Annotated in this window: 20 protein-coding genes; 12 read left to right on the top strand and 8 right to left on the bottom strand. The window is 67.0% G+C overall.

The annotated features are described in order from the left end of the window. Positions 1–71: 71 nt before the first annotated feature. The gene (locus METLW3_RS0101490; RefSeq protein ID WP_024878250.1) at positions 72–1,505 is read left to right on the top strand and encodes a Do family serine endopeptidase; all 1,434 of its coding nucleotides are present in this window, start codon (positions 72–74) and stop codon (positions 1,503–1,505) included. A gap of 214 nt (positions 1,506–1,719) precedes the next feature. On the opposite strand, the gene METLW3_RS0101475 is transcribed toward METLW3_RS0101490, so the two are convergent. Further along, a complete protein-coding gene (locus tag METLW3_RS0101475; protein ID WP_024878249.1) occupies positions 1,720–2,166 on the bottom strand; it encodes a hypothetical protein in 447 nt (148 codons plus the stop codon). A 189-nt stretch (positions 2,167–2,355) separates the two neighbouring features. On the opposite strand from METLW3_RS0101475, the gene METLW3_RS0101470 reads away from it, so the two are divergent. Continuing rightward, entirely contained in the window at positions 2,356–2,652 is a 297-nt protein-coding gene (locus tag METLW3_RS0101470) for a hypothetical protein (RefSeq protein ID WP_024878248.1), read from the top strand. A 98-nt stretch (positions 2,653–2,750) separates the two neighbouring features. Continuing rightward, positions 2,751–3,014 (top strand): hypothetical protein, encoded by a 264-nt coding sequence (locus METLW3_RS0101465; RefSeq protein ID WP_026599856.1) that lies wholly within the window; start codon positions 2,751–2,753, stop codon positions 3,012–3,014. A 4-nt stretch (positions 3,015–3,018) separates the two neighbouring features. On the opposite strand, the gene METLW3_RS0101460 is transcribed toward METLW3_RS0101465, so the two are convergent. Then, on the bottom strand, positions 3,019–3,705 hold the full coding sequence (locus METLW3_RS0101460; RefSeq protein WP_024878246.1) for a response regulator transcription factor: 687 nt from the start codon (positions 3,703–3,705) through the stop codon (positions 3,019–3,021). A 188-nt stretch (positions 3,706–3,893) separates the two neighbouring features. Here METLW3_RS0101460 and METLW3_RS0101455 point away from each other — a divergent pair, with 188 nt between their 5' ends. Genes METLW3_RS0101455 through METLW3_RS0101445 form a run of 3 tightly spaced genes read left to right on the top strand, consistent with a single transcriptional unit; the run spans position 3,894 to position 6,298 of the window. Beyond that, the gene (locus METLW3_RS0101455) at positions 3,894–4,538 is read left to right on the top strand and encodes a thiamine phosphate synthase (protein WP_024878245.1); all 645 of its coding nucleotides are present in this window, start codon (positions 3,894–3,896) and stop codon (positions 4,536–4,538) included. Further along, positions 4,535–5,431, top strand: a complete 897-nt coding sequence (locus METLW3_RS0101450; RefSeq protein ID WP_024878244.1) for a tetratricopeptide repeat protein — start codon at positions 4,535–4,537, stop codon at positions 5,429–5,431. The genes METLW3_RS0101455 and METLW3_RS0101450 overlap by 4 nt, the downstream gene beginning before the upstream one ends. A 6-nt stretch (positions 5,432–5,437) precedes the next feature. Beyond that, positions 5,438–6,298 (top strand): alpha/beta hydrolase, encoded by an 861-nt coding sequence (locus METLW3_RS0101445; RefSeq protein WP_024878243.1) that lies wholly within the window; start codon positions 5,438–5,440, stop codon positions 6,296–6,298. Between the two features lie 216 nt (positions 6,299–6,514). Here METLW3_RS0101445 and METLW3_RS0101440 read toward each other — a convergent pair whose 3' ends face one another. After that, positions 6,515–7,627, bottom strand: a complete 1,113-nt coding sequence (locus METLW3_RS0101440; protein ID WP_024878242.1) for a M48 family metallopeptidase — start codon at positions 7,625–7,627, stop codon at positions 6,515–6,517. 175 nt (positions 7,628–7,802) lie between these two features. Between METLW3_RS0101440 and mutS the strand changes: the two genes are divergently transcribed. Then, entirely contained in the window at positions 7,803–10,475 is a 2,673-nt protein-coding gene (gene mutS, locus METLW3_RS0101435) for a DNA mismatch repair protein MutS (RefSeq protein WP_024878241.1), read from the top strand. 9 nt (positions 10,476–10,484) lie between these two features. On the opposite strand, the gene METLW3_RS0101430 is transcribed toward mutS, so the two are convergent. Together METLW3_RS0101430 and METLW3_RS0101425 are read right to left on the bottom strand one after the other, a co-directional pair. Next, positions 10,485–10,778, bottom strand: a complete 294-nt coding sequence (locus METLW3_RS0101430) for a hypothetical protein (RefSeq protein WP_024878240.1) — start codon at positions 10,776–10,778, stop codon at positions 10,485–10,487. 120 nt (positions 10,779–10,898) lie between these two features. Continuing rightward, positions 10,899–11,159 (bottom strand): Plug domain-containing protein, encoded by a 261-nt coding sequence (locus METLW3_RS0101425; protein WP_024878239.1) that lies wholly within the window; start codon positions 11,157–11,159, stop codon positions 10,899–10,901. Positions 11,160–11,326: 167 nt separating this feature from the next. On the opposite strand from METLW3_RS0101425, the gene METLW3_RS0101415 reads away from it, so the two are divergent. Continuing rightward, entirely contained in the window at positions 11,327–13,099 is a 1,773-nt protein-coding gene (locus tag METLW3_RS0101415; protein WP_024878238.1) for an acyl-CoA dehydrogenase, read from the top strand. 37 nt (positions 13,100–13,136) lie between these two features. Beyond that, a complete protein-coding gene (locus METLW3_RS0101410) occupies positions 13,137–13,937 on the top strand; it encodes an enoyl-CoA hydratase-related protein (protein WP_036309143.1) in 801 nt (266 codons plus the stop codon). Here METLW3_RS0101410 and METLW3_RS0101405 read toward each other — a convergent pair. Next, positions 13,913–14,407, bottom strand: a complete 495-nt coding sequence (locus METLW3_RS0101405; protein ID WP_024878236.1) for a hypothetical protein — start codon at positions 14,405–14,407, stop codon at positions 13,913–13,915. The two genes, METLW3_RS0101410 and METLW3_RS0101405, sit on opposite strands and share 25 nt — an antisense overlap. A 139-nt stretch (positions 14,408–14,546) precedes the next feature. Here METLW3_RS0101405 and METLW3_RS0101400 point away from each other — a divergent pair, with 139 nt between their 5' ends. Then, the gene (locus tag METLW3_RS0101400) at positions 14,547–15,254 is read left to right on the top strand and encodes an SOS response-associated peptidase (protein ID WP_024878235.1); all 708 of its coding nucleotides are present in this window, start codon (positions 14,547–14,549) and stop codon (positions 15,252–15,254) included. A gap of 114 nt (positions 15,255–15,368) precedes the next feature. After that, positions 15,369–16,313 carry a peptidoglycan-binding domain-containing protein gene (locus METLW3_RS0101395; protein ID WP_024878234.1) on the top strand — a complete coding sequence of 315 codons (945 nt, stop codon included), beginning with the start codon at positions 15,369–15,371 and terminating at the stop codon, positions 16,311–16,313. A 55-nt stretch (positions 16,314–16,368) separates the two neighbouring features. On the opposite strand, the gene METLW3_RS0101390 is transcribed toward METLW3_RS0101395, so the two are convergent. Continuing rightward, positions 16,369–17,994 carry an inorganic phosphate transporter gene (locus METLW3_RS0101390; protein ID WP_024878233.1) on the bottom strand — a complete coding sequence of 542 codons (1,626 nt, stop codon included), beginning with the start codon at positions 17,992–17,994 and terminating at the stop codon, positions 16,369–16,371. A gap of 268 nt (positions 17,995–18,262) precedes the next feature. On the opposite strand from METLW3_RS0101390, the gene METLW3_RS0101385 reads away from it, so the two are divergent. Beyond that, a complete protein-coding gene (locus tag METLW3_RS0101385) occupies positions 18,263–18,496 on the top strand; it encodes a hypothetical protein (protein ID WP_024878232.1) in 234 nt (77 codons plus the stop codon). A gap of 77 nt (positions 18,497–18,573) precedes the next feature. Here the strand turns inward: METLW3_RS0101385 and METLW3_RS0101380 are convergent, their stop codons facing one another. Next, a complete protein-coding gene (locus tag METLW3_RS0101380; RefSeq protein WP_024878231.1) occupies positions 18,574–19,878 on the bottom strand; it encodes a UDP-glucose/GDP-mannose dehydrogenase family protein in 1,305 nt (434 codons plus the stop codon). Positions 19,879–19,983 lie beyond the last annotated feature (105 nt).

Genomic DNA, 19,983 nt, shown 5'->3' with positions numbered 1-19,983 from the left:
GTCTGACGCTTTTCGGGCTAATATGCGCGAACGAATCTCGCCCCACGAATCGCACCCCGAGAGGACGATCGATGATTTTTCTTCGGCGCCAATTCATTGCGGCTCTCGCCATGCTCACGCTCGCCGCGCCGGCGGCGCTGGCGGAGACGCCGCTCGCGCCCCAGCAAGAGCGCGCCCTGCCGCAGTCGCGCGCCGATGTGATCTTGTCCTTCGCGCCCATCGTGAAACGGGCGACGCCCGCCGTCGTCAATGTCTTCGCGACGCGCGTCGAGCAGCGGCCGGCCAATCCTTTCTTCGACGATCCGATCTTCCGCCGCTTCTTCGGCGAGGGCGGCGGAGGCGGCGGCCAGCGCGGGCCGACGGCGCAATCGCTCGGCTCCGGCGTCATCGTCGACGCCTCGGGCCTCGTCGTCACCAATAATCACGTCATCGAGGGCATGACCGATGTGAAGGTCTCGCTCTCCGACAAGCGCGAGATACCGGCGAAAATCCTGCTGCGCGATCCGCGCACCGATCTCGCCGTGCTGAAGCTGACCGAGGCCGCGACCTATCCGACCATGGAGCTCGGCGATTCGGACGCGCTCGAGGTGGGCGATCTGGCGCTCGCCATCGGCAATCCTTTCGGCGTCGGGCAGACGGTGACGCAGGGCATCGTCTCGGCGCTGGCGCGCACGCAGGTCGGCATTTCCGACTATGGCTTCTTCATCCAGACCGACGCCTCCATCAATCCCGGCAATTCCGGCGGCCCGCTCGTCGACATGGCCGGACGCGTCGTCGGCATAAATTCGGCGATCTTCTCCAAATCGGGCGGCTCGGTCGGCATCGGCTTCGCGATTCCCGTCAATATGGTCAAGATCGTCGTGGCGGCGGCCAAGGGCGGCGGCAAGCAGGTCAAGCGCCCCTGGCTCGGCGCGACGCTGCAAAATCTCTCCAAGGAGATTTCCGACAGCCTCGGCCTCCAGCGCCCCGCCGGCGCGCTGGTCGCCGATCTCTACCCCAAAGGCCCGGCGCTCGACGCAGGGCTGAAGCGCGGCGACGTCATCGTCACCGTGGACGGCCAATCGGCCGACGATCCAGAGGCGCTCGGCTATCGCCTCGCCACCAAGCCGCTCGGCGGACAAGCGACGCTGGGCGTGCTGCGCGCCGGCAAGACCATCGCCGTGCCTTTGAAGCTCTCCGCCGCTCCCGAAGTTCCGGCGCGCGATGCGGTGAAGCTGAAAGGCCCCTCGCCCTTCGCCGGCGCGACGGTCGTCAACATCTCCCCGGCCGTGCTGGAGGAATTCTCCGTGCAGGGCGCGGTCAATGGCGTCGTCGTCGCGGAGATCGACCCGCAATCGGTCGCCGCGCAGCTCAATCTGCAAAAGGCCGACGTGATTCTCGTCGTCAATGACGAGAAGATCGCCACCACCCGCGACCTCGAGCGGGCGACGATCAACCGCCATTATTATTGGAAGATCACGCTCGCCCGTGAGGGGCAGGTGATCACCACGGTGGTGGGCGGGTGAGCGGCGCCGACCGCGTCGAATATCGTCTCGAGCTCTGCGACACATCGGGCGAGCATCGCCCGATCGCGATTTTCCGCGCGGCGAGCCCCTTTCCGCCCGTCGCGACGGCGTGATCCTCGCCCGCTATTGCCTCAATCTCACGCCCTTCGACGGCGATCGCTCGCCGGTGTGGGGCGTCAGCGATCCGATATGACGAAAGGCGAGCGGATTTCGCTCACAGGCAGGGATTCACCACCGGCTCGCGCGGAACCGCGAGCAGCCGGCTCACCGATTCGCGCAACGCCTGCGGCGTGACGCTGCGGAACGGCTCGAGATCGCGATTCTCGCAGAATTTGCGCGCCGAAGCCGCCTCCGATTGCGCGGCGCGGCGCTTGAACGCCTCGAGCGCCGCGCGCGTCGGATGAAGAGAAGAATTTGCGAGAATGAATTCGTCGATCGCTTTGATCGCTTCGTCGATGGCGTCGTCCGCCGCGTTGCGAGCCACGCCGCACGCATTCGCATAATGCTGCACGGTCAAATAGATCGACCAGGCGCAGAGCACCGCTCCGGCGCCGCTGCGGTCCGCCTCGAATTGCCGCGGGCCGAAGACCATCGCCTCCTCGCCGGCCGCCGCCGTCGCCGATAGGGCGACGCAAATCGCAATGATTTTTGTGTAACGCATTCGGCGCAATCCCTTGTCTCTCGAAAGCCGAGCGAGTTGAGCGAGCGGCGATCGAGAAGTCAATGACGCGGCGCGGCCGTCGAGCGCCTCTCCCCTGTGCGCCTAAGCACAAACACGCGGGCGCCGCTCTCCTACAACAGCATTGTTCGCCGGACATGACGCCGACGACGCGCTGAGGGAGAGAAAACAATGACTTTCGCCGTTACCGAATTCGCTTCGCGCCCTGTCCGCACCGACGCCGCCATGCGCACGGCTTTCATGATCCTCGGCGCGACCGTCGCGCTCGCCGGCGCCAAGGCCTTTCTGGCGCAAAGCGTCGCCGCCCCTATGCTTCCGACCGCGCCGGTCGCCTCCATCGCCGAGCCGGCGAATTTCGCCGCCGCCGACGCCACGCAGAGCGTCTGCCGTCCCGTCGTCGTCGAGATCGACGAAGGCTATGGCGTGCGCGGCCAGGTTACGCGCTGGGTCTGCCGCAAGGCCTATTGATCTGTGTCCTCGCGCACAAACGCCGAGGACGCCGCCCCTTACAACTCGCCTCATACGCAGGGCGCGTGCCGCCCATGACACGAACCGAGGATGAGACAATGACCTTCGCCGTTTCCGAATTCGCCTCGCGCCCCGTCGAGACCGGCTCCGCGATCAAAATCGCCTTCGTCATTCTGGGCGCGACCGTCGCCCTCGCCGGCGCCAAGGCCTTCCTCTCGCGCAGCGCCGCGCCTGTGGCCGAGCCCGCCGCCTTCGCCGTCGCCGAGCATGCGCAGGACCGCTGCCGCTTCGTTCCAGTCGAGTCCGAAACCGGCCTCGCCAAGGGCCAGGCGCTCCGCATCGTCTGCCGCAAGGCGCGCTGAACGATCAGAGCTTCACGAAACGATAGCCGACCCCCGGCTCCGTCAGAAGGATCGCCGGCGCCGAGGCGTCATCCTCGATCTTGGCGCGCAGCTGGCCGATGAAGACGCGCAAATATTGCGTGTCCTCGCCATGCGCCGGACCCCAAACCGCCGTCAGAATCTGGCGATGAGTCAGCAGCCGGTCCGCGTGACGCGCGAGCGTCGCCAATAGCTCATATTCCTTGGGCGTCAGCTTCACGGCGACGCCGTTCTTCGTCACCCGCCGCCGCGCGAGATCGACGCGCAGCCCGCCGCTCTCTATCTCGGCGGCCTCGGCCACGGTCTTCGCGCCATGCCGCAGCGCCGCGCGCAGCCGCGCCAGCAATTCGCCGATCGAGAAGGGCTTTTCCACATAATCGTCGGCGCCGGCGTCGAGCGCGGCGATCTTCTCCGCCTCGCGCTCGCGCGCCGAGAGAATGAGGATCGGCACTTGCGAAAAGGCGCGCGCCTGCCGCAGCGCCTCCTTGCCGTCCATGTCCGGCAGGCCGAGATCGAGCAGCACGGCGTCCGGCGCAGAGGCGGCGATCGCCTTCAGCGCCTCGCGGCCGGTTGCGGCCTCCAGCGTCTCATAGCCGCTCGCCGCCAGCGCCGGCCGCAGCACGCGCAGCATTTGCGGCTCATCGTCGACGATCAATATGCGCGGGCCGCTCATGCCGTCTCGTCGCTCATGCGTTTCGCCGTTCATGCGATTCTTGCGCCCCAGTCGCATAATCCGCTTCGCGGCGCCATACAACGGCGCCGATTCGCGCCGATTTGAGTCGGCCGCCGCCCGGCTCTAGAGTGTTTTCGAGCGCGGCGGGAACCAGTTCGCGTGAAGAAAACACGACCGAACGAGAAGCGATGCCGCAAGATCAGTCCGAAGATTTCGCCCGCCTCTATCTGGCGACGCCCCGCCTCGCCGAGATCGAGCCCTTTCTGCCGAGCCTTGCCGCCGCGCTGGCGGCCGCCGAGGTCGCGAGCCTGCTGCTGCGCCTCGAGACTATGACCCCTGCGGCGGCCGAACGCGCGATAAGCGCGGTCGCGGCCATAGCGCAGCCGGCAGGCGTCGCGCTCATCATCGAGGGCGAGCCGGAGGCGGTCTCGCGCTGCGGCGCGGATGGGCTGCATCTTCCCTATGACGAGAAGCGCCTCGCCACGGCGATCAAACGGCTTTCGCCCGATTTCATCGTCGGGGTCGGCGTTCTCGCCTCGCGCGACGAGGCCATGCGCGCCGGCGAGGCGGGCGCCGATTATCTCGTCTTCGGCGATATAGGCGAGGACGGCGCGCCGCCCACTCTCCAATGGACCGCCGAGCGCGTCGCCTGGTGGGCGGAGATTTTCAACACGCCCTGCGTGGCGCTGGCGCATAGCCTCGCCGAGGTCGGCCCGCTCTCCGCCGCCGGCGCGGAATTCGTGAGCCTGGACGCCGCAGTGTGGGACGATCCCCGCGGCCCGGCAGAAGCCATGCGCGACGCGGCGCGGCTCGTCCGAGAGGCGGCGAAATGAGCAAACGCCTCGCTTTCGCTCTTCTCCTGCTCGCCTCCCCGGCCCTCGCGGCCGAGCCGGCGCCGCCGGCCGCCGATCTCGCCTTCGGCGCCTATCAGCGCGGGGATTATGTCGCCGCCATGGGCGAAGCGCAAAAGCGCCTCGCCGCAAATCCCAGGGACGCCGCCGCCCTCACGCTGATCGGTCGGCTCTATCTCGACGGGCAGGGCGTCGCGCGCGACCGCGCCAAGGCGATGCAATGGTTCCGCCGCGCCGCCGACTCCGGCGGCAAGGACGCCGCCTATTTCTTCGGCGCGGCGGCGCTCACCGGCCGCGACATCCCCAAGGACCGCGCGCTGGCCCAAACCTATCTCGAGAAGGCGGAAAGACATCCGGCCGCGCTCGAACTTTTGGGCGAGCTCTGGCTCGAGAATGACGGCAAGGAGCCTGACTTCGCCAAGGCGCAAGCCTATTTCCGCCGCGCCGCCGAGCTGGACAATTCCGACGCCGCTTATGCGCTGGCGCTTCTCTACAAGAGCGGCCGCGGCGTCGCCGCCGATCCGGCCGAGGCCGGCAATTGGCTGCGCAAGGCCTCCGAGGCCGGCCATACCGCGGCCATGGTGGAATTCGCGATCATGGAATTCAACGGCGCCGGCGTCGCGCGCGACCGCGCCCATGCGGTGAAGCTGCTGCGGCAGGCCTCCGCCGCCGGCAATGTGGTGGCGCAAAACCGCCTGGCGCGCTTGCTGGCCGAAGGGCTCGGCGTCGAGAAGAATCATTCCGAGGCCATGCTGTGGAACAGCCGCGCCAAGGCCGCCGGCCTCGTGGACGAGAAGCTCGACGCGCTGCTGGAGACGACCATTCCTCCGGCCGAGAAGCCCGCCGCTCCGCCGCCGGCTCCGGCTGCGAAATAGGCCGCCATGGCGAGCCTTTCGGCGCATCTCGCGCGCGCTTATCTGCGCCGCTTCCTGCGCCCGCGCATCTGCGGCGAGGGAGAACCAGACGCCGCCGTGCGAGCGCTGAATCTGCGCTTTCCCTGGCCGCCCGCCGGCGCCGCCGAAGCCGACCCGGATAGTCCCGGCGAATGGATCAGAGCGCGCGCGCCAAAGGCCACGCTGCTCTATTTGCATGGCGGCGCCTATATGGCCGGCGCGCCGCGCCTCTATCGCTCGACCGCGCGCTTTTTCGCGAAGGCCGGATTTAATGTCTTCACCCCCGCCTATCGGCTGGCGCCCGAGCATCGTTTTCCCGCCGCGCTCGACGATGTGAGCGCCGCCTATGAGCGCCTCGCCGCACGCGGACCTTTGGCGCTCGCCGGAGATTCGGCCGGCGGCGGATTGGCGCTCGCCCTGATGCTGCGGCTGCGCGCGCGCGGCCTGCCGCTCCCCAGCGCGGCGGCGCTGTTCTCGCCCTGGACCGATCTTTCCACGAGCGGCGCCTCGACGCGCGACAATGAGGGCAAGGACCCGATCTTCACGCGGCGCGCGCTGCGGCTCGCCGCGCGGCAATATCTCGGCGAGGCGAGCGCGCGCGACCCGGAGGCCTCGCCGCTGCTCGGCGATCTCTCCGGCCTCCCGCCGCTCCTGCTGCATGTGGGCGAGGATGAGCTGCTGCTCGACGATTCGCGCCGCCTCGCCGAGCGCGCCGCAGCGGCGGGAACATCCGTGGAGCTGAAGATTTTCCCGCTCGTCCCGCATGGCTGGCAATTGGGCGCCGCCTTCATGCCGGAAGCGCGCGCGTCGCTGCGCGAGGCGGCGGCGTTTCTGGCGCGGCGCGCGTAGACCCTCCCCGACCAAGGCAAACGGGCGCGCTCACCCTCCCCTGTAGGGGGAGGGTCGGACCGTGAAGCGGTCCGGGGTGGGGTTGCGGAAACACCCCCTCCCGATCGCCTTCGGCGCTCGACCTCCCCCCTCGAGGGGGAGGTGGAAACGCCTCTCCGATCATCGAGCGCTCTGTCCGTCGAAAGCGGATTTTGCCGATAGAGCGGCTCTCGCTACTCACCCCCACGGCCCATGCGATGGCGGATCGAGCGGGCTGCGGCCGTCCTGCGGCAGAAAGCCCGGCGCGCCAGGGACCGGCGCCGGCTGCGCCTCCCAGGGGCCGTGATCCTCGATCGGCGGCGGCGGCTCCAGCTTCGGCATGTCGCGGCCGCCGGCGTAGCGCACCAGAGCGGCGACGCGATCGTCGACGGAAGGATGCGTCGAGAACAGCGCGCGCGCCTTGCGCGTCGGGCTCTCGATGAAGAAGGCGCCCATGCGCGAGGGCATATCGGGAATGATCGCGTTCGACTCGATCTTGCGCAGCGCCGAGATCATCGCATCCGGGTTCTTGGTGAGCTCCACCGAGCCGGCGTCGGCGAGAAATTCGCGCGAGCGCGAGATGGCGAAGCGGATCAGCACCGACAGCCCCCAGCTCAGCGCGATGATGGCGAGCGCGATGATGATGGCGAGGCCGGCGCCGCTCGCCCCGCCGCGGTCGCGCCCTTCCTCGGCGGTGCGCTTGGGCGAGAAGCGAAAGCCCCAATTGCGGAAGAGGAGATCGCCCACGAAGGCGAATATTCCGGCGAAGATCGCGGCGACCACCATCAGCTGCACGTCGCGATTGCGAATATGCGTCAGCTCATGGCCGATCACCGCCTCTATCTCGACATCGTCCAACGTCTCCAGCAGGCCGCGGGTGACGGTGACGGCGTAATGGCCCTCTCTCACGCCGGAGGCGTAGGCGTTGAGCGCCCCATCCTCGATGATCTTGAGAGCGGGCATGGGAATGCCGCGCGAGATGCAAAGATTCTCCAGGAGATTATAGAGCCGCGGCGCGTCCTCGCGCGAAACGTCGCCGGCGCCGGTGGCGGCGTCGATCAGTCTTTGGTGGAAGAAATAGGCGATGGCGAACCAGAGCCCGGCGGCGCCGAAGGCGATGGGCCAGCCATGCTCGAGATCGCGCAGCGCCCGCGCCATGATTTGCGGCAGCGTGCCGTCCTGCGACGCCTCGAACAGCAGCGCCACGGCGAACAGCAGCGCCAGCAGCAGCACGACGAATCCCGCGAGCAGCAGCAGCGAGCGCAGCCGGTTCGCCTGAATATGGGTGTAGAGGCCGTAAGCGTGAAACATGCGGCTATTGTCGCTGTCCCGGCGAGCCTAGCCAAGTGACGAATCGCACATTCCGATCTTCGTGAGCAGAAGAGCCCCCGGGAGAGGGTCGGGGACGGGGCGCACGGCTCCCTTTGAACTCGATGCGCTTTGTGTCTTATTGCGCCTCGAACCGAGGAAGAGCACGAAGCGTCTCATGGACGAGAAACCGCGATCCGACGACAAGGCCGCCCGGCCGACGCCGATGATGGCGCAATATATAGAGATCAAATCGGCCAATCCCGATTGCCTGCTCTTCTATCGCATGGGCGATTTCTACGAGCTGTTCTTCGAGGACGCCGAGACCGCCTCGCGCGCGCTCGGCATCATGCTGACGAAGCGCGGCAAGCATCAGGGCGCCGACATCCCCATGTGCGGCGTGCCGGTGGAGCGCGCCGACGATTATCTGCAAAAGCTCATCTCGCTCGGCCATCGCGTCGCCGTCTGCGAGCAGATGGAAGACCCCGCCGAGGCGCGCAAGCGCGGCAATAAATCCGTCGTCAGACGCGATGTCGTGCGGCTCGTCACGCCCGGCACCATCACCGAGGAGCAGCTTCTCGATCCCGCGCGCCCCAACGCCTTCGCGGCGCTTTCGCGGCTGCGCGCCGGCGATGGAGCCATGCGCTATGGGCTCGCCTGCGTCGATATTTCCACCGGCGCCTTCGATGTCGCGGAGGTCGGCGAGGCGGAGCTGGCTGGCGAATTGGCGCGGCTGGAGCCGCGCGAGATCGTCGCGGCGGAAGCGATCTGCGCCGACGCGGGGCTCACATCGCTGCTCGCGCATCTCGACGCGCCGCTGACCGCGCTCGGACGCGATGTCGGCGGCGAGAGCGCCGCGCGGCGATTGCTCGATTTCTTCTGCGTCGCGACGTTAGAGGGTTTCGGCGCGCTGGGCGAGGCGGAGATCGCGGCGGCGGCCGTCGCCATCCTCTATGTCGAGCGCACGCAGAAGGGAAAGCGCCCCGCATTGCGCCGACCTTCGAGCCTGCGCCGCAGCGCGACGCTGGAGATAGACGCGGCGACGCGCGTGAACCTCGAGCTGACGCGCACGCTGAAGGGCGAGCGCGACGGATCGCTGCTGGCGACGATCGACATGAGCGCGACGCCCGCCGGCGCGCGCCTGCTCGCCGAGCGCATCGCCGCGCCCTCCACCGAGCCGGAATTGATCGCGCAGCGGCTCGACGCGGTGTCCTTCTTCGTCACCGCGCCGGAGCTGCGCGCGCGCTTGCGCGCCACGCTCGCCCGCGCGCCGGATGTGGCGCGGGCGCTCTCGCGTCTGTCATTGCAGCGCGGCGGCCCGCGCGATCTCGGCAATATTCGCGCGGCGCTCGCCGCCGCGCGCGAGATCGTCGCGCTCTTCGCCGCGCAGGAGGCGGCGCCGCTGGTCGCGCAGGAGATCGCCGAGCTCGCTGCTTGCGACGGCGAATTGGAGCGCGCCATTGCGACGCGCCTCGCCGACGATCCGCCGCTCGACAAGCGCGCGGGAAATTTCATCGCGCAAGGCTTCGACGCCGAGCTGGACGAAGCGCGCGCGCTGCGCGACGAGAGCCGCCGCGTCATCGCGAGCCTGCAGCAGCGCTATGTCGAGCTGGCCGAGACCAAGCAGCTCAAGATCAAGCACAACAACTTTCTCGGCTTCTTCATCGAGGTTCCGCAGGCGCAGGGCGAGAGGCTGCTGCGTCCGCCTTTCGATGCTGTGTTCACACATCGCCAGACGATGCAGGACGCCATGCGCTTCTCGACGCGCGAGCTGGCCGAGCTGGAGGCGAAGATCGCCTCCGCCGCCGATCGTGCGCAGGAGCGCGAGCTGGCGCTGTTCGAGGAATTGGCGGGCGCCGTTCTCGCGCGCGCGCAAGAGCTGCAACGTCTCGCGCAAGGCTTCGCCGCGCTCGACGTTTTCGCGGCGCTCGGCGAGCTGGCGGTCAAGCGCGATTGGACGCGCCCGCATGTCGATTCCTCGCTCGATTTCGAGATTGTCGGCGGGCGTCATCCTGTCGTCGAAGCCTCGCTCGAGGCGCAGGGAAAAATCTTCGCCGCCAATGATTGCGATCTCGGCGACGCGCGCGCGGGCAAGATCGCCGTCGTCACCGGACCGAACATGGCCGGCAAATCCACCTATCTGCGGCAGAATGCGCTGATCGCCATTCTCGCTCAGGCAGGCTCCTTCGTTCCGGCGAAAAGCGCACGGCTCGGCGCGGTCGATCGCTTGTTCTCGCGCGTCGGCGCGGCGGATGATCTCGCGCGCGGGCGCTCCACCTTCATGGTGGAGATGGTGGAGACGGCGGCCATATTGAATTGCGCCGGCCCGCGCTCGCTGGTCATTCTCGACGAGATCGGCCGCGGCACGGCGACATTCGACGGCCTCTCTATCGCCTGGGCGACGATCGAGCATCTGCACGAGGTCAATCGCGCGCGCGCGCTGTTCGCGACGCATTTCCACGAGCTGACGCAATTGACGAAGCGCATGGGACGGCTCGTCAATCTCACCATGAAGGTGAAAGATCACGCCGGCGAGGTGGTGTTTCTGCACGAGGTCGCGAAAGGCGCGGCCGATCGCTCTTACGGCGTGCATGTCGCCGAGCTGGCGGGGCTTCCGGCGAGCGTCGTCGCGCGGGCGCATGCGATTCTCGCCGAGCTGGAGGCCGCGGACCGACGCGCGCCGGTCGAGAAGCTCATCGACGATCTGCCGCTCTTCGCGCATGTGGTGACGAGCGCGCCGGCGAAGGACGAATTGCGCGAGGCTCTGGGGGCGATCGATCCAGATGCGCTGACGCCGCGCGAGGCGCTGGCCGCGCTCTATGAGCTGAAGGCGAAAGCGGGCGGCCGTTGAGCCGCCGCGTCAACCCATCGCGTAAGCGGCATAGGCCGCATTGGCCTGCGAGGTCGTCGAGGCGCTGTCGAGCTTGGCGCCGCCGAGCGTGAGATCGCGCAGGCTGGCGAGCAGCGAGTCGATCTGCGCATAGGGATCATGCGCGCCATCGGCGTCGGCGGATTCGTCGCCCGAGGATGTCGACGCGGATTGCGCGGATTGCGCGCGCTGCGTCTCGCTCGCGGGCGCGGCGGCCGCCGGCTGATATGACGTCCCATAGGCCGGGCGGCCATAGAGCGACAGATCGGAAAGTGTGAGCGACACAACCAAGCTCCTTTGTTTCTCGCTTCGAGAAACGTCTTACAGGCGGGAGCTTAACGCGGGTCGCGGAAGAACTACGCAATTTTACCTAATTATCGGCGCAAGGGCCGGCGGCCCATCATTTCATCTGCCCATGACCTGCACGCCGGGCGCGTAGCGCAACGCGTCTTGAACAGAAGTCGCCTGAATATCGTCCATGAATTTTCGCGACATCACGGTCACGCTGCCGGGGACATTCATCACATCGCGCTTCTCGCCGCCGGGGCCGACGACATAGGGAATGTGATAACCATCTTCCACGGGCGCCTTCCGCGACGCGTCGGCGCAAGCGCTCGTCGCGATCAGCGCCGATGCGACGCCGGCCAGAATGCGAACATGAGGCATGATGATTTCTCCTCGCGCCGTTCGGCTATGCTCATCTGTCTATCATGAAGGCGGCCTCGGCGCGAGCCGCGCTTCCTCTCGCGGCGGCGCTCATGGTCGCGCGCATTGGTGGAATAGCCCTGCGGCGGCGCTAGAATGAGAAAGCGATTCTCTCTCGGAGCCCGTCCATGTCCTACCGCGCGCCTCTCGATGATCTGCTCTTCGCCATGCGGCGGGCGGCGGGCGAGACGGCCTTCGGTCCGGGCGGGCTCTATGCCGAGCTGGACGCGGCCACCGCCGCCGCGACGCTCGAGGAGGCCGCCAAATTCGCCGAGACGGCGCTGTTGCCGCTCGATCGCGTCGGCGACCGCGCGGGGGTGACGCTCGCGGACGGCGAGGTGGCGACCGCGCCCGGCTGGCGCGAGGCCTATTCGCTCTGGGTGGAGGGCGGCTGGAACGCGCTTTCCGCGCCGTCCGGCCATGGCGGCATGGGCCTGCCGCTGCTGCTCGGCGCCGCCTGCACGGAGATTTGGAACGCCGCCAATATCTCCTTCGCGCTCTGCCCGCTGCTCGGCCAGGGCGCGATAGAGGCGATGGAGATTCACGCGACCGAGGCGCTGAAGGCCGCCTATCTGCCGAAGATGATCTCCGGCGAATGGACGGCGACGATGAATCTCACCGAGCCGCAGGCGGGCTCCGATCTCGCCCATTTGCGCACGCGCGCCGAGCGCGCCGAGGACGGAAGCTATCGTCTGTTCGGGCAGAAGATTTTCATCACTTATGGCGAGCACGACCTCGCCGAGAATATCGTTCATCTCGTGCTGGCGCGGCTGCCCGACGCGCCTGCCGGCACGCGCGGAATTTCCTTGTTTCTGGCGCCGAAATTCCTGCCGGGGCCGGACGGGCGCCCCGGCGCGCGCAATGACCTGCGCTGCGTCGGGATAGAGCGCAAGCTCGGCATTCATGGCTCGCCGACCTGCACAATGTCCTATGGCGACAATGGCGGCGCGGTCGCTTATCTCGTCGGCCGCGAGAATGAGGGCCTCGCCTGCATGTTCACCATGATGAACAATGCGCGGCTCTCGGTGGGGCTGCAGGGCGTCGGCCTCGCCGAGCGGGCGACGCAGACGGCGCTGGCCTATGCCCGCGAGCGCCGCCAGGGCCGCGGCGCTTCATCCGATCCCGCTCCGATCGTCGAGCATCCCGATGTCGTGCGCATGCTGCTGACGATGAAGGCGAAGACCGCCGCGGCGCGGGCGATCTGCTATCTCACCGCCGCCGCGCTGGACCGCGCCCGCCTGCTGGAGGGCGAGGCGGCGCAGGCGGCCCAGGAGCGCGCCGGCCTGCTGACGCCGCTCGCCAAGGCCTATTCCACCGATATCGGCGTCGAGGTCGCCTCGCTCGGCATTCAGGTCCATGGCGGCATGGGCTTCATAGAGGAGACCGGCGCCGCGCAATTGCTGCGCGACGCGCGCATCACGCCCATCTATGAGGGAACCAACGGCATTCAGGCCATCGATCTCGTCACCCGCAAGCTGCGCCTCTCCAAAGGCGCGGCCGTGTGGCGGGAGATCGCCGACATGCGCGGCGACATAGACGCGCTGGCGGCGAGCAATGAGGCAATCTTCGTCAATATTGCCCGTCGCGCTGCGGCGGCTGTCGAGGCTTTCGAGCGCGCGACCGATTTTCTCGCCGCCGCCGATCCGCGCGGCTTCGAGGCGCTCGCCGGAGCGACGCCCTATCTGCGGCTGTTCGCGCTGGCGCGCGGCGTCACTCTGCTCGGGGCCGGGGCGCTCGCCTCGCATCGCGCCGGCGACGCCGCGACTCAGAACAGAATCGTCACGGCGCGTTTCTTCGCCGATAATCTCGCCGTCGCGGCGGAGGGGCTGGAGCGCGCCACCGTCGAGGGCGGCGATTCCCTCATCGCCGGACAGGCGCTGCTATCCGCCGGGCGGGATTGAATCGGGCGGCGGCCCCGTGGAGACGAGAGAGACGCTCATGAAAAATCGCGAGCAGAATCGTGAGATCCTCGTCCGCCGGGACGGCCCGCTGCTGCGGATCGTCATCGACCGGCCGGCCAAGCGCAACGCGATCGACAAGCCCATGTACGAGGCGATGATCTCCGCCTTCGCCAAGGCCGACGCCGACGAGGAGATTCGCGCCATCGTGCTGTCGGGCGCGGGCGGTGATTTCACCGCCGGCAATGATCTCGAGGATTTCCGCCGCCCGCTGGACAATCCGCAGGATTTCCCGGCTCTGCGCTTCGTCCGCGCGCTGGCGACGCTGCAGACGCCTCTCGTCGCCGCCGTGGCGGGCGACGCCATCGGCGTCGGCGTGACCATGCTGTTCCATTGCGATCTGGTCTACGCCTCGCATGGGGCGCGCTTCAAAATGCCTTTCGTCGATCTCGGCGTCATCCCCGAGGCGGCCTCGACGCTGCTGGTTCCGCAACGCATCGGCCTCGTCAAGGCGACGGAGTTCCTGCTGCTCTGCGACAGCTTCGGGGCGAGCGAGGCTCTGCGCCTCGGCATCGTCAATGCGGTCGCCGGCTTCGACGAGGTGGAGGAGATGGCGCTCGACGCCGCGCGCCGGCTAGCGGCCAAGCCACGTGCGGCGCTGGCGGCGACGCGGCGCCTGCTGCGGGGCGATACGGCGGCCGTGGCCGCCCGGATCGAGGAGGAGGCCGCCCTATTCGCGGCGGCGCTGACGATGCGCGAGACGCGCGCGCGGCTCGAGGCGTTTTTCGCCGGCGCCCCGGCCAGCGACCCGCTCGCTCAGTCGTCGGACAATCTGGCGTAGTTCACGAGCCGCGACGCTTTGTAGAGAATGGCGCGCATCTTCTCGCCGGCGCGGGCGCATGTGCCGGCGAGGCGGTCGATGTTCTGCGGCGAGCCGGTGCGATATTGCAGGCGCACGGCGGCGACGCTGGCGACGGCGATGGTGTCGAGCTCGGCGACATAGGCCTCGAAGCGACGCTTGAAGTCCGGGCTCACCTTCTCATAGGCGGCGAGCGCCGAGTGGCGTCCGGGAAGCTGCGAGCGCTCGAAATACTCTTTGTAGGTCACCGGCCGCCAAACCAGCAGATCGTCGATGAGCTCCGGCATGTGCGGCAGCTGCTCGAGCATCATGACGAGCTCGTTGAACAGGTTGAGATAGTCGTTGGCCAGACCGGACACCGGGCTGATCAGCGGCTTGGTGGATGAAAAAGGATTCGGCGCTCGACTGCCGTCGACTTGATCGAGCGTTGCGAATTGCGCGTCAGCGGTCATAGGAAATCCCGATATGCTGGGGTCCAATATGGGCTCCAATTGATAAGAATCTCTTTCCGCCTTCCCGCTGCGATTCCGGGAAGGCGCGGGATTTCCGGCATTTCGCAGCGCAGCGAGAATGGGAGAATCGAGGGAAGCCATGTGCGGTCGATACGCCATCACTCTGCCGCCGCAGGCGGCGCGCGACTATTTCGGCTATGTCGATCAGCCGAATTTTCCGCCGCGCTACAATATCGCGCCGACGCAGCCCGTCCCCATCGTGCGGCAGGAACGCGATCCGCGCGGCGGCGAGGCGCGGCGCTTTCAGCTGGTCCGCTGGGGCTTTCTGCCGGGCTTCGTGAAAGATCCGGCGAGCTTTCCGCTCATCATCAACGCCCGCGCCGAAAGCGCGCCGGAGAAGCCCAGCTTTCGCGCCGCGATGCGGCGTCGGCGCTGCCTCTTCATCGCCGACGCCTATTATGAATGGCGCCGCGACGGCGCCAAGGGCCGGGCGCGGGCGAGCCGGCCCTATCTCTTCCGCCACGCCGATGGGACGCCGCTGGCGCTCGCCGGCCTCTATGAGACATGGATCGGCAGCGACGGCAGCGAGCTCGACACCGCCTGCATCCTCACCGTCTCCGCCAATGGCGCGACGGTCGCCATTCACGATCGCATGCCGGCGATCCTCGCGCCGAAGGATTTCGATCTCTGGCTCGGCCTCGACGAATATGCGGCCGAGGCGGCCTGGCGCCTGCTGGCGCCCGCGCCGGACGACGCGCTCGAATTCTTCGAGATCGGCCCGGAGGTCAATAAAGCCTCCAATGATACGCCCTCCGTTCAATATAAGCGCGCCGATCTCCTCGCCTGAGCGGCGCGAGGATGCGGCGAGGGGAAGAAAAACGCCTTGGCGGCTCTGCGGCCGGTGATATGACTCCCGGTCGTCGCCTGTTTCGACATGAGATTTTCTCGAAGGGAGTTTGGTATGCGCATAGGCATGCGCGCCGCATTCGCGGCGCTCGGAATCGTTCTTGCGTCATCTGTCGGCTCTGCGAGCCTCGCTGGCCCCTATAATCCGGTCGCCCAAGCCGCGCAGTCGAAGCTCGCCGCGCAAGGCTTCGATCCAGGCGTGCCGGATGGCGTCGCCGGGACCAAGACGGCCGCCGCAATCTCCGCCTTCCAGCAGAAGTCCGGCCTGCCGCAGAGCGGCGCGCTCGACGCCGCGACGCTCGACAAGCTCGGGATCGGCGTCTCGACGGCGAAGCCCGTCGCCGATTGGATCGCCGTTCCGACGCAGGAGGAGATCGACAAGCTCGTCGCCGGCAAGAATGATCCGGCCCAGGCCTACAGCAATTATCTGCCCAACGCCCCCGCGGCCGGCCTCTCGCTGCCCGGCGCGGCCATTCTCGCGGCGATGAACCAGAGCGCCGATGTCTATGGCAGCCGCCGCGCCGGCGAGCCCAAGCATACGGATCAGGGCTATCAATATACGGCCGACTGCCTGAAAACGAATTACGCGCCGACCAATTGGTCGGACATAACCATCCATTATTATTGCCAAATGTCCAAGCCGCGCGCCTGCTACACTTATGCGCTCTCCGGCAAATCCACGCCCGCGGGGGTCAAATATCAGCGTCCGGCGGCCTATCGCGGCTGCGCGGCGGGCAAATTGAAAGAGGCCGCCGATTTCGTCGCCTTCGTGCCGAAGACGCAGCCTCTGGTCTTTCAATATGTGATGTTCGGCCAGACGCACGCTTTCGATCACGAGCAGGAGCAGGCGATCATCAACGCCTTCTATGGCGTGACGAATCCGGCCGACAAGGCGGAATGCAAGGCCAAGCGCCCGCGCCGCACCGAGGATCCGACCGACGGCTCCCATTGCCTGGTGAGCAAGATCATGTCGCCGCGCCTCGCCGGCAAGGGCGATTGAGCAGGAAGCAGGAATAAGAGAGAGGGGCCGCGAAGGCCCCTCTCTTTTTGGCGCGTCACATCACCTGACGCAGCACGAAGTAGAGCGAAGCCGACAGCAATATGGCGGCGGGGAGCGTGAGCACCCAGGCCATCAGCAGCTTCTGGATCGTCGCCATCTGCACGCCGGCGCCATTGGCGGCCATCGTGCCGGCGACGCCGGAAGACAGCACATGCGTCGTCGAGACCGGCAGGCCATACATGTCGGCGGCGGCGATGGTGCCGGCGGCGACCAGCTCGGCCGAGGCGCCCTGGCCATAGGTCAGATGCTGCTTGCCGATCTTCTCGCCGACGGTGACGACGATGCGCTTCCAGCCGATCATGGTGCCGAGGCCGAGCGCGATGGCGACGGAGATCTTCACCCAGAGCGGGATGAATTTCGTCGCCTGATCGATCTGGTCCTTATACTCCTTCAGCACCTTCTTGTCGGAGTCGGTCAGCTCCGACGCCTTGTCCTTGGCGAGGAAGCGCAGCGCCTCGGAGGCGAGGTAGATGTCGTTGCGCGTGTTGCCGACGGTGGCGAAGGGGATTTTCGCGATCGAGCCATAGCTCTCGATCTGATGCGAGATGTCGCGGATCAGCACGGCGAGCGACGGATAGGTTCCCTCGTTGATCTGATGCTGAGCGACGTAATTCGTCACTGCCGGGCGCGGATCGCCGAGGACGTTATAGCCCGCGGCCTTCGTCTCCACGACCTTGGACGCCGCATGCGAGGCTTGCGAGAAGCTCGCGAGATGGCTCGCCGGAAGCGCGCGATTGAGCGCATAGGAGGTGGGCACCGTGCCGATGAGGATCAGCATGATGAGGCCCATGCCCTTCTGGCCGTCATTGGAGCCATGCGCGAAGGAGACGCCCGTGCAGGTGAGGATCAGCAGGCCGCGAATCCACCACGGCGGCGCCGCCTGGCCCTTGGGCTCGGTGTAGAGCTCCGGCTTGCGGACGAGGAACTTCATCACCAGCAGCAGCAGCGCCGCGGCGCCGAAGCCGAAGAGCGGCGACAGCAGCAGCGAATAGCCGATATCGGTGGCCTTGCCCCAATCGACGCCGGAGGTTCCGTCGCGGCCGCGCATGAGGGCGTTGGCGACGCCGACGCCGATGATGGAGCCGATCAGCGTGTGCGAGGAGGAGGCCGGCAGGCCGAGCCACCAGGTGCCGAGGTTCCACACGATCGCGGCGATGAGCAGCGCGAACACCATGGCGAAGCCGGCCTGCGAGCCCACTTGCAGAATGAGCTCCACCGGCAGCAGCGACACGATGCCGAAGGCGACCGCGCCCGTGGAGAACAGCACGCCGAGGAAGTTGAAGAAGCCCGACCACACCACGGCCACCGGCGCCGGCATGGAATGGGTGTAGATGACCGTCGCCACGGCGTTGGCCGTGTCGTGGAAGCCGTTCACGAACTCGAAGCCGAGCGCGATGAGCAGCGCCACGCCGAGCATGATGAAGGGAAGATAATTGGTGACCGGCGCGCCGGACTCCAGAATATCCTTGTAGATGCTCCACGCCGTGAAGGCGAGGCCGAGCGCGATGACCGCGAGGAAGATGAGAAGCGCACGTATGTCGAGCTTGTGATCGAGCTTCGGCTTCGGACTATGAGCGTCGGCGCTTTCACGCAGATCGACGCTCGAGGCAACGGATGTCATAACTTTCTCCTCGCAACGAAAGGCGTGAATATTCAACAATTGCGCACGACAAGCGTGTGACGACGCGGGCTCTACGGGCCGGGAGCAGAAATTCTTCGCCGCGCGGCGATCTGGCGATGCGTTCGTTCTCTCGTCGCGGTTCTGTTAAAAGAACATTCTATTTGACATAACGAACAATTCGCTAGAGCCTATAGGCTCGCAAAGCGACGCGCCGCGCGCCCAAAGTGGTCGTGAGGGGCCGCGCGCCGCTGAGAAGGAGGCCGAAAAAATGTCCGACGCCTATATCATCGAGCTCGGCGAGGAAGCCGTCGGCGTGATCGCCCGCGACGCCAAGGGCTATCGCTTCTATGCGGCGAAACAGTCATTCCGCCCATTGGAGGGGCGTCTGTTCCAATCGGCGGAAAATGCGCGCAGCGCGGCGCTGGAGCTGCGGCGCGAGGCGCCGCCGCGTCTCTCCGCGCTCACCTCGCTCGCCCTCGTCGCGGAGCAGGGGCGCGGTTGAGCGATCGTTTTACGCGGCGGCCCCGCATTCCCGGCCGGGCTCAGGCCCGCCGGGAATGACGGCGCTTTTTTTATTCCTTACGCCCGACCGACGCTCAGATAGGTGAAGCCGCGTTTGCGAATGTCGGCGGCGCGATAGATGTTGCGCAGATCGACGATCACGGGCGTCTTCAGCAGCGTCTTGACGCGATCGAGATCGAGCGCGCGGAACGCGTCCCATTCGGTGACGATGACCAGCGCATCGGCGCCTTCCGCCGTCTGATAAGGATCCTCGCAGAAGGTCACTTCCGGCATCAGCGGCTTCGCCTGGCCCATGCTCTCGGGATCATAGGCGTAGACCTTGGCGCCGTCGCCGGCGAGAGAGGCCACTATGGCGAGCGAAGGCGCGTCGCGCATATCGTCAGTGTTGGGCTTGAAGGCGAGGCCGAGCAAGCCGATCTTCTTGCCGCGCACCGAGCCGCCGAGCGCCGAGATCACCTTGCGGGCCATGGCGCGCTTGCGGGAATCGTTCACCGCCACCACCGTCTCGACGATGCGCAGCGGCGCGGCGTAATCCTGCCCCGTCTTCAGCAGAGCGAGCGTGTCCTTGGGAAAGCAGGAGCCGCCATAGCCCGGCCCGGCGTGCAGGAACTTCGAGCCGATGCGATTGTCGAGGCCGATGCCGCGCGCGACCTCCTGCACATCCGCGCCCACGCGCTCGCAGAGATCGGCGATCTCGTTGATGAAAGTGATCTTGGTCGCGAGAAAGGCGTTGGCCGCATATTTGGTGAGCTCGGAGGTGCGGCGGCCGACGAAGACCAGCGGCGGCTGGTTGAGGCTCAGCGGCCGGTAGATTTCCGACATCACCTCGCGGGCGCGATCGTCCTCGACGCCGATGACGACACGGTCCGGGCGCTTGAAATCCTCGATCGCGGCGCCCTCGCGCAGAAACTCGGGATTGGAGACCACGGCGAAATCGGCCTTGGGATTGACCTCGCGGATGAGGCGCTCGACCTCGTCGCCCGTGCCGACCGGGACGGTCGATTTGTTGACGATGACGGTGAATTTGTCGAGCGCGCGGCCGATGGTCTCGGCGGCGGCGTAGACATAGGAGAGGTCGGCGTGGCCGTCGCCGCGGCGCGACGGCGTGCCGACGGCGATGAAGACGGCGTCCGCGCCACGCACGGCCGGGGTGAGATCGGTGGTGAAGAACAGGCGGTTCTGCTTCACATTATTGGCGACGAGCTCGTCGAGCCCGGGCTCGAAGATCGGAATCTCGCCGCGCAGCAGGCGCTCGATCTTCGAGGCGTCGCTGTCGACGCAGGTCACGACATGGCCGAAATCGGCGAAGCAGGCGCCGGAAACGAGGCCGACATAGCCCGATCCGATCATTGTGATGTTCATCGTCTCTCGTCTCTCGCTCGGTCCAAAGGACTGTCACTGCAACGCAATTATTTCGTCGCCATGACAAAAACGCTTTTTTGGCGCGGCCGCCGCGCCCGGTCGGAG

Origin of the sequence: Methylosinus sp. LW3, assembly GCF_000527115.1 — a bacterium.
In the GTDB taxonomy this organism is placed as follows: Bacteria; Pseudomonadota; Alphaproteobacteria; order Rhizobiales; family Beijerinckiaceae; genus Methylosinus.
The sequence above is the reverse complement of the archived record's forward strand: the minus strand, read 5'-3'. Positions and strand labels throughout refer to the sequence as shown.

Bases quoted from the DNA above. Each gene is read 5' to 3' on its own strand.
- METLW3_RS0101475 (WP_024878249.1), bottom strand. From the start codon at position 2,166: ATGCGTTACACAAAAATCATTGCGATTTGCGTCGCCCTATCGGCGACG.
- METLW3_RS0101450 (WP_024878244.1), top strand. From the start codon at position 4,535: ATGAGCAAACGCCTCGCTTTCGCTCTTCTCCTGCTCGCCTCCCCGGCC.
- mutS (WP_024878241.1), top strand. From the start codon at position 7,803: ATGGACGAGAAACCGCGATCCGACGACAAGGCCGCCCGGCCGACGCCG.
- METLW3_RS0101415 (WP_024878238.1), top strand. From the start codon at position 11,327: ATGTCCTACCGCGCGCCTCTCGATGATCTGCTCTTCGCCATGCGGCGG.
- METLW3_RS0101390 (WP_024878233.1), bottom strand. From the start codon at position 17,994: ATGACATCCGTTGCCTCGAGCGTCGATCTGCGTGAAAGCGCCGACGCT.
- METLW3_RS0101395 (WP_024878234.1), top strand. From the start codon at position 15,369: ATGCGCATAGGCATGCGCGCCGCATTCGCGGCGCTCGGAATCGTTCTT.
- METLW3_RS0101425 (WP_024878239.1), bottom strand. From the start codon at position 11,159: ATGCCTCATGTTCGCATTCTGGCCGGCGTCGCATCGGCGCTGATCGCG.
- METLW3_RS0101405 (WP_024878236.1), bottom strand. From the start codon at position 14,407: ATGACCGCTGACGCGCAATTCGCAACGCTCGATCAAGTCGACGGCAGT.
- METLW3_RS0101465 (WP_026599856.1), top strand. From the start codon at position 2,751: ATGACCTTCGCCGTTTCCGAATTCGCCTCGCGCCCCGTCGAGACCGGC.
- METLW3_RS0101445 (WP_024878243.1), top strand. From the start codon at position 5,438: ATGGCGAGCCTTTCGGCGCATCTCGCGCGCGCTTATCTGCGCCGCTTC.
- METLW3_RS0101380 (WP_024878231.1), bottom strand. From the start codon at position 19,878: ATGAACATCACAATGATCGGATCGGGCTATGTCGGCCTCGTTTCCGGC.
- METLW3_RS0101490 (WP_024878250.1), top strand. From the start codon at position 72: ATGATTTTTCTTCGGCGCCAATTCATTGCGGCTCTCGCCATGCTCACG.
- METLW3_RS0101385 (WP_024878232.1), top strand. From the start codon at position 18,263: ATGTCCGACGCCTATATCATCGAGCTCGGCGAGGAAGCCGTCGGCGTG.
- METLW3_RS0101400 (WP_024878235.1), top strand. From the start codon at position 14,547: ATGTGCGGTCGATACGCCATCACTCTGCCGCCGCAGGCGGCGCGCGAC.
- METLW3_RS0101470 (WP_024878248.1), top strand. From the start codon at position 2,356: ATGACTTTCGCCGTTACCGAATTCGCTTCGCGCCCTGTCCGCACCGAC.
- METLW3_RS0101440 (WP_024878242.1), bottom strand. From the start codon at position 7,627: ATGTTTCACGCTTACGGCCTCTACACCCATATTCAGGCGAACCGGCTG.
- METLW3_RS0101410 (WP_036309143.1), top strand. From the start codon at position 13,137: ATGAAAAATCGCGAGCAGAATCGTGAGATCCTCGTCCGCCGGGACGGC.
- METLW3_RS0101460 (WP_024878246.1), bottom strand. From the start codon at position 3,705: ATGAGCGGCCCGCGCATATTGATCGTCGACGATGAGCCGCAAATGCTG.
- METLW3_RS0101455 (WP_024878245.1), top strand. From the start codon at position 3,894: ATGCCGCAAGATCAGTCCGAAGATTTCGCCCGCCTCTATCTGGCGACG.